A 15,031-nucleotide genomic window follows, 5' to 3' on the forward strand; every position below is an offset into this window, starting at 1 on the left:
TTACCCGCAGCCTGCCCGGAAGCTGGGTCATACCTGCAACCAAAAGGTCACGGGACCATCATTGACCAAAGAAACCTGCATATCCGCAGCGAATCTTCCGGTCTGGGTGTGCATTTCCTGCTGGCGACAGCGGGCGACGAAATACTCATACAGCGCCTCAGCGCGGTCAGGGGCAGCGCCTTTCGAGAAGCTCGGTCGCATCCCCCGCTCGGTATCGGCCGCCAGCGTAAATTGCGAAACCACCAGCACGCTGCCGCCCGCCTGCTGGACATTCAGGTTCATTTTCCCTTCCGCATCACTGAAGATGCGGTAGCCCAGCACGCGTTCACAAAGGCGATTCGCCTTTTGTTCATCATCGTCTTTCTCGACGCCCAGCAGCACCAGAAGCCCCGGGCCAATTTCGCCCGTCACCTCGTCCGCCACGGTAACGCTTGCACGGGATACGCGTTGAATTAATGCAATCATGGTTGTTCTGTTTCTTCTGTTTTAAGTTTGCGGTATTCACCGAGAGTGACAGTAATTTCAGCGCCAAGCAAGACGATACACCAGGTCCAGTACACCCAGACGAACAAAATCGGCACCACCGAAATCACGCCATAAATTAGCTGATAGGACGGAAAGGTGGTGATATAGAGGGCAAACGCCTTTTTACCTGCCTCAAACAGCAGCGCCGCCACCAGCGCCCCGATCACCGCGTCGCGGTTACGTACCTGGGTAGTCGGTACAATACTATAGAGCAGCCAGAACGCTGCCCAGGAGAGGATCAGCGGAAATAGGCGGAGCAGATTATCAATTACGCCGTCCAGGTCGCTTGCCCAGCGCAGCGACAGCAGATAGGAACTGATCGCCAGGCTGGCGCCCGCCAGCAGCGGGCCGAGGGTCAGGATCATCCAGTAAACGGCAAAGGAATAAACTTTGGGGCGGCTGCGCGTGCTGCGCCAGATGGTGTTTAGCGCGCTGTCGATCGAGTACATCAGCAGCAGCGAGGTGACGATCAGGCCAAAGGCGCCTACGGCGGTCATGCGGCTGGAGTTGGCCACGAACTGCTCGATATATCCCTGGATTACATCCCCGGTCGCCGGAATAAAATTGGCGAAGATAAAATGACGGATCTGCACGCTGACTTCGGAGAACATAGGAAAGGCCGCAAACAGCGCGAACACGACGGCAATCAGCGGCACCAGGGACAGTAATGACACATAGGCGAGGTTCCCCGCCAGGGTGGTCATATGATCTTCATCAATGCGCCGCCACAGCAGCTTTAGCCACGCCAGCAGCGGCCGGGTATGGTGGAGTAATTTTTGATGAACGGTTTTTAGCATAGCTGTTTCGCGAAATAGTCAGGGATGGTCTCCTTACCAGTCACCAGGATACTGGTGATCCCCAACCGGTTGGCCCCTGCTATATTATCGACGTTATCATCAAAAAAGACCGTATCCGCGGCGGAAAACCCCTCTTCTTCCAGTACTCGCAGATAAATTTGCGCTTCAGGCTTACGCAATCCCATCTCCTGCGACAGATAAATGCGATCGGCGGCCGCGCGCACTTCCGGGTATTCATCGGGCCAGAACGTGGTGTGCAGACGATTGGTATTGGAGAGCACCACCACCCGATGCCCCTGGGCACGAAGTTTATGCATGATGGTAATCACCTCCGGGCGCAGCGCGACAAACACCGCCTGCCAGCCGTGAGCAAACTGTTCATAGCTGAGGGGCATATTCATTTCATGGCACATGGCGGCGGCAAAGTCTTCATCGCTGAGCTCGCCGCGCTCATGCTGATGGAAAGCCTCACCCATGGTGAAATGCTGCTTCAGCGTCGCCAGCGGGATGCGGGTTAAATCGCTCCAGGCTCCCAATACCCGGTTGAAGTCAATGTCGACAATCACATTACCTAAATCAAAGATATAGAGCATTTTTGTCTCCTTCCGCGCCGTGGAAAATTAACTTTAGCGGGAAAGGCTGGATTTGACTATTGGCGTGTGATGCAGGAATGAAAAAAAGAAACCCCGCCGGAGAGGCGGGGTTTAGCGAACAACAAGAAGAAAAAATTACTCTTCTTTTGCACCGCGCATCGCGCGTTTACGGTCGTTCTCGGTCAGGTGACGTTTACGGATACGGATAGAGGTCGGAGTAACTTCTACCAGTTCGTCGTCATCGATGAACTCCAGAGCCTGCTCCAGGGTCATCTTAACCGGCGGAACCAGAACCGTGGCTTCGTCAGTACCAGACGCACGCATGTTGGTCAGTTTCTTACCGGTCAGGCAGTTTACCGTCAGGTCGTTGGAACGGCTGTGAATACCGATGATCTGGCCTTCGTAAACTTCAGCGCCGTGGCCGAGGAATAGCTTACCGCGATCCTGCAGACCGAACAGCGCGAACGCTACCGCTTTACCCTGACCGTTGGAGATCAGTACGCCGTTGTTACGCTGGCCCACTTCGCCCGGACGAACGTCGTCGTAGTGGCTGAAGGTGGAGTACAGCAGACCGGTACCGGAGGTCATGGTCATGAACTCTGAACGGAAGCCGATCAGACCGCGGCTTGGGATCACGTAGTCGAGACGTACGCGGCCTTTACCGTCCGGATTCATGTTTTTCAGGTCGCCTTTACGCTCGCCCAGCGCCTGCATGACAGAACCCTGGTGCTGCTCTTCGACGTCCAGCGTCACGTTCTCGAACGGCTCTTGTTTACGGCCGTCGATTTCGCGGAAGATAACTTTCGGACGGGAAACCGCCATCTCGAAACCTTCACGACGCATGTTTTCAATCAGAACGGACAGGTGCAGTTCACCACGGCCGGAAACGCGGAACGCATCAGCGTCTTCGGTTTCTTCAACGCGCAGCGCCACGTTGTGCACCAGCTCTTTATTCAGACGGTCCAGGATCTGGCGAGAGGTAACGAACTTACCTTCTTTACCGCAGAACGGAGAGGTGTTGACGTTGAAGAACATGGAAACGGTCGGCTCATCAACGGACAGGGCCGGCAGCGCTTCGACATTCTGCGGGTCGCAGATGGTGTCGGAGATGTTCAGCTCGCCCAGACCGGTGATCGCGATGATGTCGCCAGCTTCAGCTACGTCGCTCTCAATTCGCTCCAGACCCAGGTGAGTCAGCACCTTACCGACTTTACCGTTACGGGTTTTGCCTTCGCTATCGATGATAGTGACCTGCTGGTTCGGCTTCACTTTACCGCGCTTGATGCGGCCGATGCCGATAACACCAACGTAGTTGTTGTAGTCCAGCTGGGAGATCTGCATCTGCAGCGGACCGTCAAGATCAACGTCCGGCGCCGGCACGCGATCGACAATCGCCTGGTACAGCGGGGTCATGTCGTCAGCCATGTCTTCGTGATCCAGACCCGCGATACCGTTCAGCGCGGACGCGTAAACGATCGGGAAGTCCAGCTGTTCGTCGGTCGCATCGAGGTTAACGAACAGGTCGAACACCTGATCGACAACCCAGTCCGGACGCGCGCCCGGGCGGTCAACTTTGTTGATGACCACGATCGGCTTCAGACCGTGGGCAAAAGCTTTTTTGGTCACGAAGCGCGTTTGCGGCATCGGGCCATCAAAGGCATCTACCACCAGCAGCACAGAGTCAACCATGGACATAACACGCTCAACTTCACCTCCGAAGTCGGCGTGCCCTGGGGTATCAACGATGTTGATACGGTAATCATTCCATTTGATTGCGGTGTTTTTCGCGAGGATGGTAATCCCACGCTCTTTCTCCAAATCGTTGGAGTCCATCACACGTTCTTGTGCTTCAGTACGTGCGTCGAACGTACCGGATTGCTGTAGCAGCTTGTCAACCAGGGTAGTTTTACCATGGTCAACGTGCGCGATGATGGCGATATTACGCAGATTTTCGATCACAACTTTGCCTCAGGCATTAGAAATAGCGCGTTATTGTACACGTATTAAGCGAAGGACTGAACAGGATCACAAACATCCTCCGCAAACAAGTATTGCAGAGTTTCTTTGTGACCGCTTTCACGGAGCGATAAAAGGGCACCGTAACAAAAATTGCACCAAAATGGTGCTCAATGTTCACACTGAAGCACTATTTTGGTGCATTATCTCCATCATGGTGCAGTCCTTTTGCACTATGGTGCGCATGATACAGCGTTTTATGGGGCATTTAAAAGTTGGCACAGATTTCGCTTTATATTTTTTAAGGCAACAACGCCACTTTTAAGCAGTATGAAGTTTTCGTTACCACGACGACAATGACCAATCCGGGAGAGTTTAAGTATGTCCGCTGAACACGTTTTGACGATGCTGAACGAGCACGAAGTGAAGTTTGTCGATCTGCGCTTCACCGATACCAAAGGTAAAGAACAGCACGTCACGATTCCGTCTCATCAGGTAAATGCCGAATTCTTCGAAGAAGGCAAAATGTTTGATGGCTCCTCGATTGGTGGCTGGAAAGGTATCAACGAATCTGACATGGTCCTGATGCCGGACGCGTCCACCGCGGTCATTGACCCGTTCTACGAAGAACCGACCCTGATCATCCGCTGCGATATCCTCGAGCCAGGCACCCTGCAGGGCTATGACCGTGACCCGCGCTCCATCGCGAAACGCGCTGAAGAGTACCTGCGCGCCACCGGCATCGCTGATACCGTCCTGTTCGGGCCAGAACCAGAATTCTTCCTGTTCGACGACATCCGTTTTGGCGCCTCTATCTCCGGCTCCCATGTCGCGATCGATGACATTGAAGGTGCGTGGAACTCCTCCACCAAATACGAAGGCGGTAACAAAGGTCACCGTCCGGGCGTGAAAGGGGGTTACTTCCCGGTTCCGCCAGTAGACTCTTCTCAGGACATCCGTTCCACCATGTGTATGATCATGGAAGAGATGGGTCTGGTTGTTGAAGCCCATCACCATGAAGTAGCAACCGCAGGTCAGAACGAAGTGGCAACCCGCTTCAATACCATGACCAAAAAAGCGGATGAAATTCAGATTTACAAATACGTTGTTCACAACGTCGCTCACCGCTTTGGTAAAACCGCGACCTTTATGCCGAAACCGATGTTCGGCGACAACGGCTCCGGCATGCACTGCCATATGTCTCTGGCGAAAAACGGTACCAACCTGTTCTCCGGCGACAAATACGCCGGTCTGTCTGAGCAGGCGCTGTTCTACATCGGCGGCGTAATCAAACACGCTAAAGCCATCAACGCCCTGGCGAACCCGACCACCAACTCCTACAAGCGTCTGGTCCCGGGTTACGAAGCGCCGGTTATGCTGGCTTACTCTGCCCGTAACCGCTCTGCCTCTATCCGTATTCCGGTGGTGACCTCTCCGAAAGCGCGTCGTATCGAAGTGCGCTTCCCGGACCCGGCTGCCAACCCGTACCTGTGCTTTGCGGCGCTGCTGATGGCTGGCCTTGATGGTATCAAGAACAAAATCCATCCGGGCGAAGCAATGGATAAAAACCTGTATGACCTGCCGCCGGAAGAAGCGAAAGAGATCCCGCAGGTTGCCGGTTCTCTGGAAGAAGCCCTGCAGGCCCTGGATGCTGACCGCGAGTTCCTGACCGCTGGCGGCGTGTTCACCAATGACGCTATCGATGCCTACATCGCCCTGCGTATGGAAGAGAACGACCGCGTACGCATGACTCCGCATCCGGTTGAGTTCGAACTGTACTACAGCGTCTAATTTTGCTGTAAATCCAGGGTATGTCGTGTTGTGGCGCGAGATGCCCGGGATATTTTGTTGCCGTGGAAACTTTCAGCCCATCTCAGGATGGGCTTTTTTCTCCACCAACACGCTGATCTCGCGAGCTTTTTACCGATAAAAAGCTATACTGCACTAAATTGGTGCACTCATTTTCAGGAGACTGTCGAATGGCAACAGGCACACTGCCCGATGCTGGGCAGATCCTTAACTCCCTTATCAACAGTATTTTACTGGTCGATGATGACCTGGCTGTGCACTTTGCCAACCCTGCGGCGCAGCAGCTGCTGGCGCAGAGCTCGCGCAAACTGTTTGGCACCCCATTACCTGAGCTGTTGAGCTATTTTTCGTTGAATATCGGGCTGATGCAGGAGAGCCTGCAGGCGGGCCAGGGGTTTACCGATAACGAAGTGACCCTGGTTATCGATGGCCGTTCGCACATCCTGTCGTTGACCGCCCAGCGGCTGCCGGAAGGCTTTATTCTGCTGGAAATGGCGCCGATGGATAATCAGCGCCGCCTGAGCCAGGAGCAGCTGCAGCATGCGCAGCAGGTCGCCGCTCGCGACCTCGTCCGCGGCCTGGCGCATGAGATAAAAAACCCGTTAGGCGGCCTGCGCGGCGCGGCCCAGCTGCTCAGCAAAGCGCTGCCCGACCCGGCGCTAACGGAATATACCAAAGTGATCATTGAGCAGGCCGACCGGCTAAGAAATCTGGTCGACCGCCTGCTCGGACCACAGCATCCGGGCATGCACGTTACCGAAAGCATCCACAAAGTCGCCGAACGGGTAGTTAAACTGGTTTCCATGGAGTTGCCGGACAACGTGAAGTTGATCCGCGATTACGACCCCAGCCTACCAGAGCTACCCCACGACCCGGATCAAATTGAACAGGTGTTGCTGAACATCGTCCGTAATGCGCTGCAGGCTCTGGGGCCGGAAGGGGGCGAAATTATTCTTCGCACCCGCACCGCTTTCCAGCTGACGCTGCACGGGGTGCGTTATCGCCTCGCCGCCCGCATCGACGTTGAAGATAATGGCCCGGGTATTCCGCCCCATCTCCAGGATACGCTGTTCTATCCGATGGTCAGCGGCCGCGAAGGCGGTACCGGCCTGGGCTTATCTATCGCCCGTAGCCTTATCGATCAGCACTCCGGCAAAATTGAATTCACCAGCTGGCCGGGTCATACCGAATTTTCGGTATACCTGCCTATTCGGAAGTAGAGGTGTTTATGCAACGAGGGATAGCCTGGATCGTTGATGACGATAGCTCCATCCGCTGGGTGCTTGAACGCGCGCTCACCGGAGCCGGCTTGAGCTGCACAACGTTCGAAAGCGGCAATGAGGTGCTAGATGCCCTCACCACCAAAACCCCGGATGTACTGCTGTCAGATATCCGTATGCCCGGAATGGATGGTCTGGCGCTGCTCAAACAGATTAAGCAGCGCCATCCAATGCTTCCGGTCATCATAATGACCGCGCATTCCGATCTGGACGCCGCGGTCAGCGCTTATCAGCAGGGCGCGTTTGATTATTTGCCCAAACCTTTTGATATCGATGAAGCCGTCGCCCTCGTCGACCGGGCGATAAGCCACTATCAAGAGCAGCAGCAGCCGCGAAATGCGCCGATAAGTAGCCCAACTGCCGACATCATCGGCGAAGCGCCAGCTATGCAGGATGTCTTTCGCATTATTGGCCGCCTGTCGCGCTCATCCATCAGCGTGCTGATCAATGGCGAATCCGGTACCGGTAAAGAGCTTGTCGCACATGCCCTGCATCGCCATAGTCCACGCTCAAAAGCGCCGTTTATCGCGCTGAATATGGCGGCGATCCCCAAGGACCTGATTGAGTCCGAGCTGTTCGGCCATGAAAAAGGAGCCTTTACCGGCGCAAATACCGTCCGTCAGGGTCGCTTTGAACAGGCTGACGGCGGTACGCTGTTCCTGGATGAAATTGGCGATATGCCGCTTGATGTCCAGACTCGTCTGCTGCGCGTGCTGGCGGATGGTCAGTTTTATCGCGTGGGCGGTTACGCGCCGGTCAAGGTCGATGTGCGGATCATCGCCGCTACCCACCAGAACCTGGAACAGCGCGTGCAGGAGGGGAAATTTCGTGAAGATTTGTTCCACCGCCTGAACGTCATCCGGGTGCATTTACCACCGCTGCGTGAGCGCCGGGAAGATATTCCACGCCTGGCCCGCCATTTTCTGCAGATAGCCGCCCGCGAGCTCGGCGTTGAAGCCAAACAGCTGCATCCGGAAACGGAGACAGCGCTGACCCGCTTGGCGTGGCCAGGCAACGTCCGTCAGCTGGAAAACACCTGTCGCTGGCTCACCGTCATGGCCGCCGGCCAGGAGGTGCTGACGCAGGATCTGCCGAGCGAACTGTTTGAGACCACGATTCCTGATAGCCCAACGCAGATGCAGCCTGACAGCTGGGCGACGCTGCTGGGTCAGTGGGCCGATCGGGCGTTGCGATCCGGTCATCAAAACCTGCTCTCAGAAGCGCAACCCGAAATGGAGCGCACGCTGCTAACGACCGCCCTGCGCCATACTCAGGGGCACAAACAGGAGGCTGCGCGCCTGCTGGGATGGGGACGTAATACCCTGACGCGTAAGCTAAAAGAGTTGGGTATGGAGTAGGGTTCAACAGCATGATGAAAAATAGCCGATCGGCGCAAAGTGCTGCTATTTTGTACTTTACTGTTCCGATGAGTTGAGTATGATCGTGCCCGGCATTAGGGGAGAGCATCATGTTTGAATCACTGGTGAGTATGATATCGAGCGGCGCCGCTGCGAGTCACACGCCACAAACGGCAGTCGCTGCCGTGCTGTGCGCTGCGCTGGTCGGGCTGTTCAGCTAATTGTTCCCCCTCTCCTGCGGGAGAGGGGGAAAATATTAAATAACCCGTGAGAACTGCTGCATTCGGGCCTTTTGCCGTAGGTAGGCATCAAAGCACATACAGATGTTGCGGATCAGCAGGCGGCCTTTCGCCGTCACCTGAATGACCTTATCATCCACAGCCACCAGCCCGTCATGCGCCAGCGGCGCCAGCAGCTTCAGATCCTCGGCGAAATAAGACGCAAAATCCACATCCCACTGCGCCTCGACCGCCGCGATATCCAGCTGGAAGTTACAGATCAACGCTTTAATCACGTCGCGACGCAGACAGTCATCGCGAGTTAACGCGATCCCGCGCCACAGGGCGTTCCCTTGCTCTGCTACCTGCTGGTAGTACTGCTTGAGCTCTTTTTGGTTCTGGGCGTAGCTGTCGCCAATCATGCTGATCGCCGAAACGCCCATCCCCAGCAGATCGGTATCGCCCTGAGTGGTGTAGCCCTGGAAATTACGATGCAGTACGCCGTGACGTTGCGCGACCGCTAATTCATCATCGGGACGGGCGAAATGGTCCATGCCGATAAACTGATAGCCTGCCGTCGTCAGCGAGCCGATGGTTTCCTGCAGGATCTCCAGCTTCTGCTCAGCGGAGGGCAGATCGGCATCTTTAATCTTCCGCTGAGCGGCAAAGAGCGTGGGCAGATGCGCATAGTTAAACACGCTCAGGCGGTCAGGATTGAGCTCGGCGACCTTTTGCAGGGTAAAGGCGAAGCTCTCCGGCGTTTGCTTCGGCAGGCCATAAATGAGGTCGATATTGGTCGAGGTAAAACCAATCTCCCGCGCATGGTTGAGCAAATCAAAGATGAACGCTTCGTCCTGCTCACGGTTAACCAGACGCTGAACCTCTTTATTGAAGTCCTGTACGCCCATACTCAGGCGGTTGAAACCCTCAGCGCGTAAATGATCGAGGACATCCAGCTCGATCTCACGCGGATCGACCTCAATGGAGATCTCGGCTTCCGCGCTGAAATGAAAATGGCTGCGCAACAGATCCATCAGGCGACTGATTTGCGCCTTATTGAGATAAGTTGGCGTGCCGCCCCCCCAGTGCAGTTGCTTCACCTGGCGAGTGGCAAACAGCGGCGCGCGGTGGATGATCTCCTGTTCAAGGACATCGAGATATTGATCGGCCTTATGCTGCTGGCGGGTGACTATCTTATTGCAGCCGCAGAAATAACACAGCTTATGGCAAAACGGGATATGCACGTACAGCGACAGGGGACGCTGTGGGTAACGGGCCACAGCGGCATCGAATTCCGCCGCGCCAAATTGCGGTGAAAACTCCAGCGCGGTGGGATACGAGGTATAGCGCGGCCCGGAATAGTTATATTTCTGGATCAGGGCCAGATCCCAGTCGATTATCTGCTCAGACATGCTCACTCCTTCCGATGGTGCCGCCGACGGGTACGCCGTCCCGGCCCCACCGCACCGCGGGTCATGAGCCGGTTGCGCAGCCATTTCTGACGCCGCGACAACCGTCGTAGTTTAACGAATAACCACAGCAGATAACATATAACCAGAAGGGTTATAAGGAGTACCGGGAATCCGATGGGATGCAAATGTTAGTTTCCACCCTTCAGCAGACGCATCATATCTTCCTGACGCTCTTCCTCTTCTTCATCTTCATCATCGTAAGAGAGGCCGAGCTGCTGCATCAGCTCATCAATGCGATCCAGTTTGGCGTCCACCCAGCTCTGCTCTTCAGCATTCAGGGTGCCGCCCTCTTCCAGACGTTCCAGCAGCGCGTCCAGGCGCTCATCATTCTCCAGCAACTCCAGCTCAGCCTGCGGTGAAAGCATAGGTTTCTCGCTCTTTGGTTTATGCTGCTTGGGAGCTGGAACGCTGCTTTCGCTCACGCCCAGCGGGATCGGTTTTTTGCTACCCACGCGCGGATCTTGCGCCTGACGCTGTTTTTTACCCGCTGAAGCCGCATCGCCGCCGTTCGCGCGACTGCCTGCCGCGTGGCCACGATGTTTCTTCTGCCGTTTGCGATCGCGAGCTTCCTGATTTAACTCTTCACGCGACTTGCGGCCGGATTTGCCACGGGTGGCGGATGTCGGTTTTTTCATGATGTGTAATCTTCAGACAGTAGTATTCAGTATAGAATTGAGGCGGAATCTAGCAGAAAGCAAGCAAAGAAAAAAGGCGACAGATTACTCTGTCGCCTTTTTCCTCACTGACCACCCTTAACGGGCTCTTCTTTCCCTGTTCGCTAACGACTCACCCTGTCTTTCCCTTAGCGTCCAACGGTCCCTGTTTCTTCCTTTTCCCTGTAAAACGTCTCCAAGACGCGCGTCATCCTGACTATCCTGTGGTCTTCGCCTCCTGGCGCTTCCTGACTCCTCGTCCTGAGTCCTAATCCTTTCAGCATCCCCGCCGTTGTGTATTACTTTACCTTGTTGACAAAAATCGACAACCAGTCTGGCAGTTAAAAATCTATTTTCAGAATTCTCTATTTCTATAATTAATTAATTTTCAACACTTTAAATATGTTTTGTCTTATTTTCCTCAGGTATGTCCTATACAAAGAATAGTCAATGTCTCACAAACCATATGGTTTTTACTTACAGGAACGGCGTGCGGTAAAAACAGCCTTTTTCTGCTGTTCAGGTATAATCCCTGCCATAGCCTGTTTTAACGGAGACGACCGTCTTGACCAACTGGAATTATCAACTGACGCACTTTGTCACTAGCGCGCCAGATATCCGCCATCTTCCTGCCGATACCGGTATTGAAGTGGCGTTCGCCGGCCGCTCCAACGCGGGAAAATCCAGCGCGCTGAATACGCTGACTAATCAGAAGAACCTGGCGCGTACCTCCAAAACCCCGGGGCGTACGCAGCTGATTAACCTGTTCGAAGTCGCTGAGGGCAAGCGCCTTGTCGACCTGCCCGGCTATGGTTATGCGCAAGTACCCGAAGAGATGAAGATCAAGTGGCAGCGCGCGCTGGGGGAATACCTGGAAAAACGTCTGTGCCTGAAGGGTCTCGTGGTGCTGATGGACATACGTCATCCGCTTAAAGATCTCGATCAGCAGATGATCGAATGGGCGGTAGAGAGCGATATTCAGGTGCTGGTACTGCTCACCAAAGCCGATAAACTCGCCAGCGGCGCGCGTAAAGCGCAAGTGAATATGGTGCGTGAAGCGGTACTGGCCTTCAATGGCGATGTCCAGGTTGAACCCTTCTCTTCGCTGAAAAAATCTGGCGTCGATAAGCTGCGACAGAAGCTGGATAGCTGGTTTAACGAAATCCCGCCGCAAGAAGCCGTCGAAGACGCCGAGTAACCCCCGCTTTTTCCGGATAACGGCGCGTAGCGCCCTATCCGGACGTTCATACTACGTTGTTTTCACAGCCTAAAACTTTTCTTTCGCGCAATAAAAAACGCCCCGGTCATAAATGACCGGGGCGGCTAAAATATTCAGCCAAATCCGATTACGTGAAGTAAAAGGTCTGAAAGATAGAACATCTTACCTCTGTACCCTACGCGAATAACTTTACTCTTCTTTCGCTCACGGATAAAGCATTTTTTGTAGTTTTTTTTCACTATTTACATAGCAAATTCAAATGATCCTCACAAAACTCTATAAGTTATGTTGCTTACTTACAGAAAATCGCGTTGCGCTTTGTATACTTAGTGCGCTTGATCCCAGTTTTCGCCGCTGCCCACTTCCACCAGCAACGGTACCGCCAGCGTAGTGCTGTTCTCCATCAGTTCGTGGATCTTTTTCGATACGGCATCGAGCTCATCCTTATGCACTTCAAAGACCAGTTCATCGTGAACCTGCATGATCATCCGCACGCGAGGTTTCTCGCTCCGCAGCCATTCATCAACGGCAATCATCGCCCGCTTGATAATATCCGCAGCCGTCCCCTGCATCGGGGCGTTAATCGCCGCACGCTCCGCGCCGGCACGACGAGCGCCATTGCTGGACTTGATATCCGGCAAATAGAGTCGACGGCCATCCAGCGTTTCAACATACCCTTGCTCCTTCGCCTGTGCGCGGGTGCGCTCCATATACTCCAGGACGCCCGGATAACGTTCGAAATAAAGATCCATGTACTTCTGCGCTTCTTTACGCGGGATGTTCAGCTGGCGGGCCAGGCCAAAGGCGCTCATGCCGTAGATCAGACCGAAGTTGATGGCTTTCGCACTGCGCCGCTGTTCGCTGCTGACGCTGTCCAGCGGTAAGCCAAATACTTCAGCCGCCGTCGCCCGGTGAATATCCTTCCCTTCCGCGAAGGCGGTCAGCAGGCCTTTATCCCGCGACAGGTGCGCCATAATGCGCAGCTCGATTTGCGAGTAGTCCGCCGAGACAATGACGTAATCTTCCGGCGCGATAAACGCCTGGCGAATACGGCGCCCTTCTTCGTTACGCACCGGAATGTTTTGCAGGTTTGGATCGGTAGACGACAAACGGCCGGTGGCGGTGACCGCCTGATGATAGGAGGTATGCACGCGGCCCGTTTTGGGGTTAATCATCAGCGGCAGCTTATCGGTATAGGTCGACTTCAGCTTCGCCAGCCCACGATACTCCAGAATCACTTTCGGCAACGGATAATCGAGCGCCAGCTCTTCCAGCACCTCTTCAGAGGTGGACGGCGCACCGCCCGGCGTCTTCTTCAGCGGCTTGATACCCTGTTTTTCAAACAGGATCGTTTGCAGCTGTTTGGTGGAGGAGAGATTAAACGCTTCCCCGGCGATCTCATGTGCTCGCTGCTCCAGCTCAACCAGGCGCTGGGCAATTTCCTGCGAGTGCGCATGCAGCACGGCGGGGTCGATTTTAACGCCGTTGCGCTCAACGCGAGACAGCACCGGCACCAGCGGCATTTCAATATGCTGGAAGATATTCAGCGGGCCTTCATGCTGCTGTAGCTTCGGCCACATCTTCAGATGCAGCTGGAGCGTAACGTCGGCATCTTCCGCCGCGTAGCGACCAGCCTCTTCCAGCGCAATCTGATTAAAGGTGAGCTGATTCTTACCCTTGCCAGCGATCTCTTCGAAGGTAATGGTTTTATGTTTCAGCCAGCGGTCGGAAAGACTGTCCATATCGTGGCGGCCCGCCACGCTGTCGAGAATGTAAGACTCGAGCATGGTATCGAACGCAATCCCGCGCAGCTCAATGTCGTAATTAGCCAAAATGCCGCGATCGTATTTGAGATTTTGCCCGACCTTGAGCACCTTCTCATCCTCCAGCAGCGGTTTAAGCAGCGTCAGCACGCGCTCGCGCGGGATCTGATCCGGCGCATCAAGATAATCATGCGCTACCGGGACATAGGCGGCCACGCCCGGCTCAACAGCGAATGAAAGACCAACCATGTTGGCGGAGATGTTATCCAGGCTGTCGGTTTCCGTATCAAAGGCAAAGAGCGGCGCCTGCTTCAGCTTATCGATCCAGGTGAGCAGCGTAGCCTCATCAAGGATAGTGACATAATGCTCTGCTGAAAGTGCAGTAGCGGCTTCAACCTCTTCTTCCGCTTCTGCCGCTGCTGCAGGCACTGCAGGTTTCGCAGCCGGTTTGCCCCCCTTAGCCTGCAGCCATTTTCCGGCCTCAACGTCGGTGGTCCAGCGCTTAAATTCATACTGTCTGAACAGCGCCAGCAGATCGTCTGCCGCCGGCGGCTGCACCTCCAGCTCTTCGCAGGTGAGCTCCAGCTCGACGTCGGTTTTGATGGTCGCCAGCTGATAAGAGAGATAAGCCACGTCCTTGTTCTGCTCGAGCTTCGCCGCCATCGTTTTCGCGCCGCGGAAGCTCAGTTCAGCGATCTTCTCCGGTTCCGCATACAGCGTATCAAGGCCGCCGAGGCCTTGCAGCAGCGCCTGGGCGGTCTTTTCGCCCACGCCCGGCACGCCGGGAATGTTATCCGAGGAGTCGCCCATCAGCGCCAGGAAATCAATAATCAGCTCCGGCGGGACGCCGTACTTAGTAACCACCTCATCCGGTCCGAGGATAGTGTTGGTCATGGTATTGATCAGGGTGATGCCCGGCGTCACCAGCTGGGCCATGTCTTTATCGCCGGTGCTGATCAGGACTGGGCGACCTGCCCTTTCCGCTTCCCGCGCCAGGGTGCCAATCACATCGTCAGCTTCGACGCCCGGGACAGCCATCAGCGGCAGCCCCATCGCTTTCACCATCTTATGCAACGGCTCAATCTGCGCGCGCAGATCGTCCGGCATCGGCGGGCGGTGAGATTTGTAATGCTCGAACAATTCATCACGGAAGGTTTTCCCTTTCGCATCAAAGACCACGACGGCATGAGTCGGTTGATACTGCAGTATCAAACTGCGCAGCATATTCAGTACGCCGTACATAGCCCCGGTGGGCTCCCCTGCGCTGTTAGTCAGCGGCGGAAACGCATGATACGCCCGATAAAGATAGGAGGAGCCGTCAACGAGGATGAGAGGGTTTTCTGGGATCTGAACCATAATTTCCGTGCCTGTTTATCAGATTATGGATA

The 15,031-nt window shown here is 55.0% G+C and carries 13 protein-coding genes; 5 read left to right on the forward strand and 8 right to left on the reverse strand.

Annotated features, from left to right (window positions below; all coding sequences use genetic code 11):
- Nucleotides 1–27 precede the first annotated feature (27 nt).
- The 4 genes from dtd to typA form a co-directional block, all read right to left on the reverse strand.
- Nucleotides 28–465, reverse strand: a complete 438-nt coding sequence (dtd, locus tag LPQ25_RS25630; protein WP_002882809.1) for a D-aminoacyl-tRNA deacylase — start codon at nt 463–465, stop codon at nt 28–30.
- Entirely contained in the window at nt 462–1,322 is an 861-nt protein-coding gene (locus LPQ25_RS25635; RefSeq protein WP_004146232.1) for a virulence factor BrkB family protein, read from the reverse strand. Before LPQ25_RS25635 ends, dtd begins: the two co-directional genes overlap by 4 nt.
- The gene (yihX, locus tag LPQ25_RS25640) at nt 1,316–1,915 is read right to left on the reverse strand and encodes a glucose-1-phosphatase (protein WP_004151865.1); all 600 of its coding nucleotides are present in this window, start codon (nt 1,913–1,915) and stop codon (nt 1,316–1,318) included. The genes LPQ25_RS25635 and yihX overlap by 7 nt, the downstream gene beginning before the upstream one ends.
- A gap of 135 nt (nt 1,916–2,050) precedes the next feature.
- Nucleotides 2,051–3,874 (reverse strand): ribosome-dependent GTPase TypA, encoded by a 1,824-nt coding sequence (gene typA / locus LPQ25_RS25645; protein WP_002882755.1) that lies wholly within the window; start codon nt 3,872–3,874, stop codon nt 2,051–2,053.
- Nucleotides 3,875–4,252: 378 nt separating this feature from the next.
- Here typA and glnA point away from each other — a divergent pair, with 378 nt between their 5' ends.
- From glnA to LPQ25_RS25665, 4 genes are all read left to right on the forward strand, one after another.
- Nucleotides 4,253–5,662 (forward strand): glutamate--ammonia ligase, encoded by a 1,410-nt coding sequence (gene glnA / locus LPQ25_RS25650; RefSeq protein ID WP_002882753.1) that lies wholly within the window; start codon nt 4,253–4,255, stop codon nt 5,660–5,662.
- Nucleotides 5,663–5,850: 188 nt separating this feature from the next.
- Nucleotides 5,851–6,900, forward strand: coding sequence for a nitrogen regulation protein NR(II) (gene glnL, locus LPQ25_RS25655; protein ID WP_004146229.1), 1,050 nt, complete (start codon nt 5,851–5,853; stop codon nt 6,898–6,900).
- A gap of 8 nt (nt 6,901–6,908) precedes the next feature.
- Nucleotides 6,909–8,318, forward strand: coding sequence for a nitrogen regulation protein NR(I) (gene glnG / locus LPQ25_RS25660; RefSeq protein WP_002882749.1), 1,410 nt, complete (start codon nt 6,909–6,911; stop codon nt 8,316–8,318).
- A gap of 110 nt (nt 8,319–8,428) precedes the next feature.
- Nucleotides 8,429–8,539 carry a YshB family small membrane protein gene (locus LPQ25_RS25665; RefSeq protein ID WP_004152951.1) on the forward strand — a complete coding sequence of 37 codons (111 nt, stop codon included), beginning with the start codon at nt 8,429–8,431 and terminating at the stop codon, nt 8,537–8,539.
- Between the two features lie 35 nt (nt 8,540–8,574).
- On the opposite strand, the gene hemN is transcribed toward LPQ25_RS25665, so the two are convergent.
- The gene (gene hemN, locus LPQ25_RS25670; protein ID WP_002882745.1) at nt 8,575–9,948 is read right to left on the reverse strand and encodes an oxygen-independent coproporphyrinogen III oxidase; all 1,374 of its coding nucleotides are present in this window, start codon (nt 9,946–9,948) and stop codon (nt 8,575–8,577) included.
- Between the two features lie 188 nt (nt 9,949–10,136).
- Entirely contained in the window at nt 10,137–10,643 is a 507-nt protein-coding gene (gene yihI / locus LPQ25_RS25675; protein ID WP_009309723.1) for a Der GTPase-activating protein YihI, read from the reverse strand.
- A 583-nt stretch (nt 10,644–11,226) separates the two neighbouring features.
- Here yihI and yihA point away from each other — a divergent pair.
- A complete protein-coding gene (gene yihA, locus LPQ25_RS25680) occupies nt 11,227–11,859 on the forward strand; it encodes a ribosome biogenesis GTP-binding protein YihA/YsxC (protein ID WP_002882734.1) in 633 nt (210 codons plus the stop codon).
- 134 nt (nt 11,860–11,993) lie between these two features.
- On the opposite strand, the gene LPQ25_RS27480 is transcribed toward yihA, so the two are convergent.
- Together LPQ25_RS27480 and polA are read right to left on the reverse strand one after the other, a co-directional pair.
- The gene (locus LPQ25_RS27480; protein WP_071892919.1) at nt 11,994–12,041 is read right to left on the reverse strand and encodes a small protein SpfP; all 48 of its coding nucleotides are present in this window, start codon (nt 12,039–12,041) and stop codon (nt 11,994–11,996) included.
- A 165-nt stretch (nt 12,042–12,206) separates the two neighbouring features.
- A complete protein-coding gene (gene polA, locus LPQ25_RS25685; RefSeq protein WP_004187937.1) occupies nt 12,207–14,999 on the reverse strand; it encodes a DNA polymerase I in 2,793 nt (930 codons plus the stop codon).
- Between the last annotated feature and the right edge of the window lie 32 nt (nt 15,000–15,031).

The organism is Klebsiella sp. KPN54798 (assembly GCF_021184225.1).
GTDB lineage: Bacteria > Pseudomonadota > Gammaproteobacteria > Enterobacterales > Enterobacteriaceae > Klebsiella > Klebsiella pneumoniae.

What these genes read in the sequence shown, in the direction of transcription:
- dtd (WP_002882809.1), bottom strand. Translation starts at nt 465, where the DNA reads ATGATTGCATTAATTCAACGCGTATCCCGTGCAAGCGTTACCGTGGCG.
- LPQ25_RS25635 (WP_004146232.1), bottom strand. Translation starts at nt 1,322, where the DNA reads ATGCTAAAAACCGTTCATCAAAAATTACTCCACCATACCCGGCCGCTG.
- yihX (WP_004151865.1), bottom strand. Translation starts at nt 1,915, where the DNA reads ATGCTCTATATCTTTGATTTAGGTAATGTGATTGTCGACATTGACTTC.
- glnA (WP_002882753.1), top strand. Translation starts at nt 4,253, where the DNA reads ATGTCCGCTGAACACGTTTTGACGATGCTGAACGAGCACGAAGTGAAG.
- glnL (WP_004146229.1), top strand. Translation starts at nt 5,851, where the DNA reads ATGGCAACAGGCACACTGCCCGATGCTGGGCAGATCCTTAACTCCCTT.
- glnG (WP_002882749.1), top strand. Translation starts at nt 6,909, where the DNA reads ATGCAACGAGGGATAGCCTGGATCGTTGATGACGATAGCTCCATCCGC.
- LPQ25_RS25665 (WP_004152951.1), top strand. Translation starts at nt 8,429, where the DNA reads ATGTTTGAATCACTGGTGAGTATGATATCGAGCGGCGCCGCTGCGAGT.
- hemN (WP_002882745.1), bottom strand. Translation starts at nt 9,948, where the DNA reads ATGTCTGAGCAGATAATCGACTGGGATCTGGCCCTGATCCAGAAATAT.
- yihI (WP_009309723.1), bottom strand. Translation starts at nt 10,643, where the DNA reads ATGAAAAAACCGACATCCGCCACCCGTGGCAAATCCGGCCGCAAGTCG.
- polA (WP_004187937.1), bottom strand. Translation starts at nt 14,999, where the DNA reads ATGGTTCAGATCCCAGAAAACCCTCTCATCCTCGTTGACGGCTCCTCC.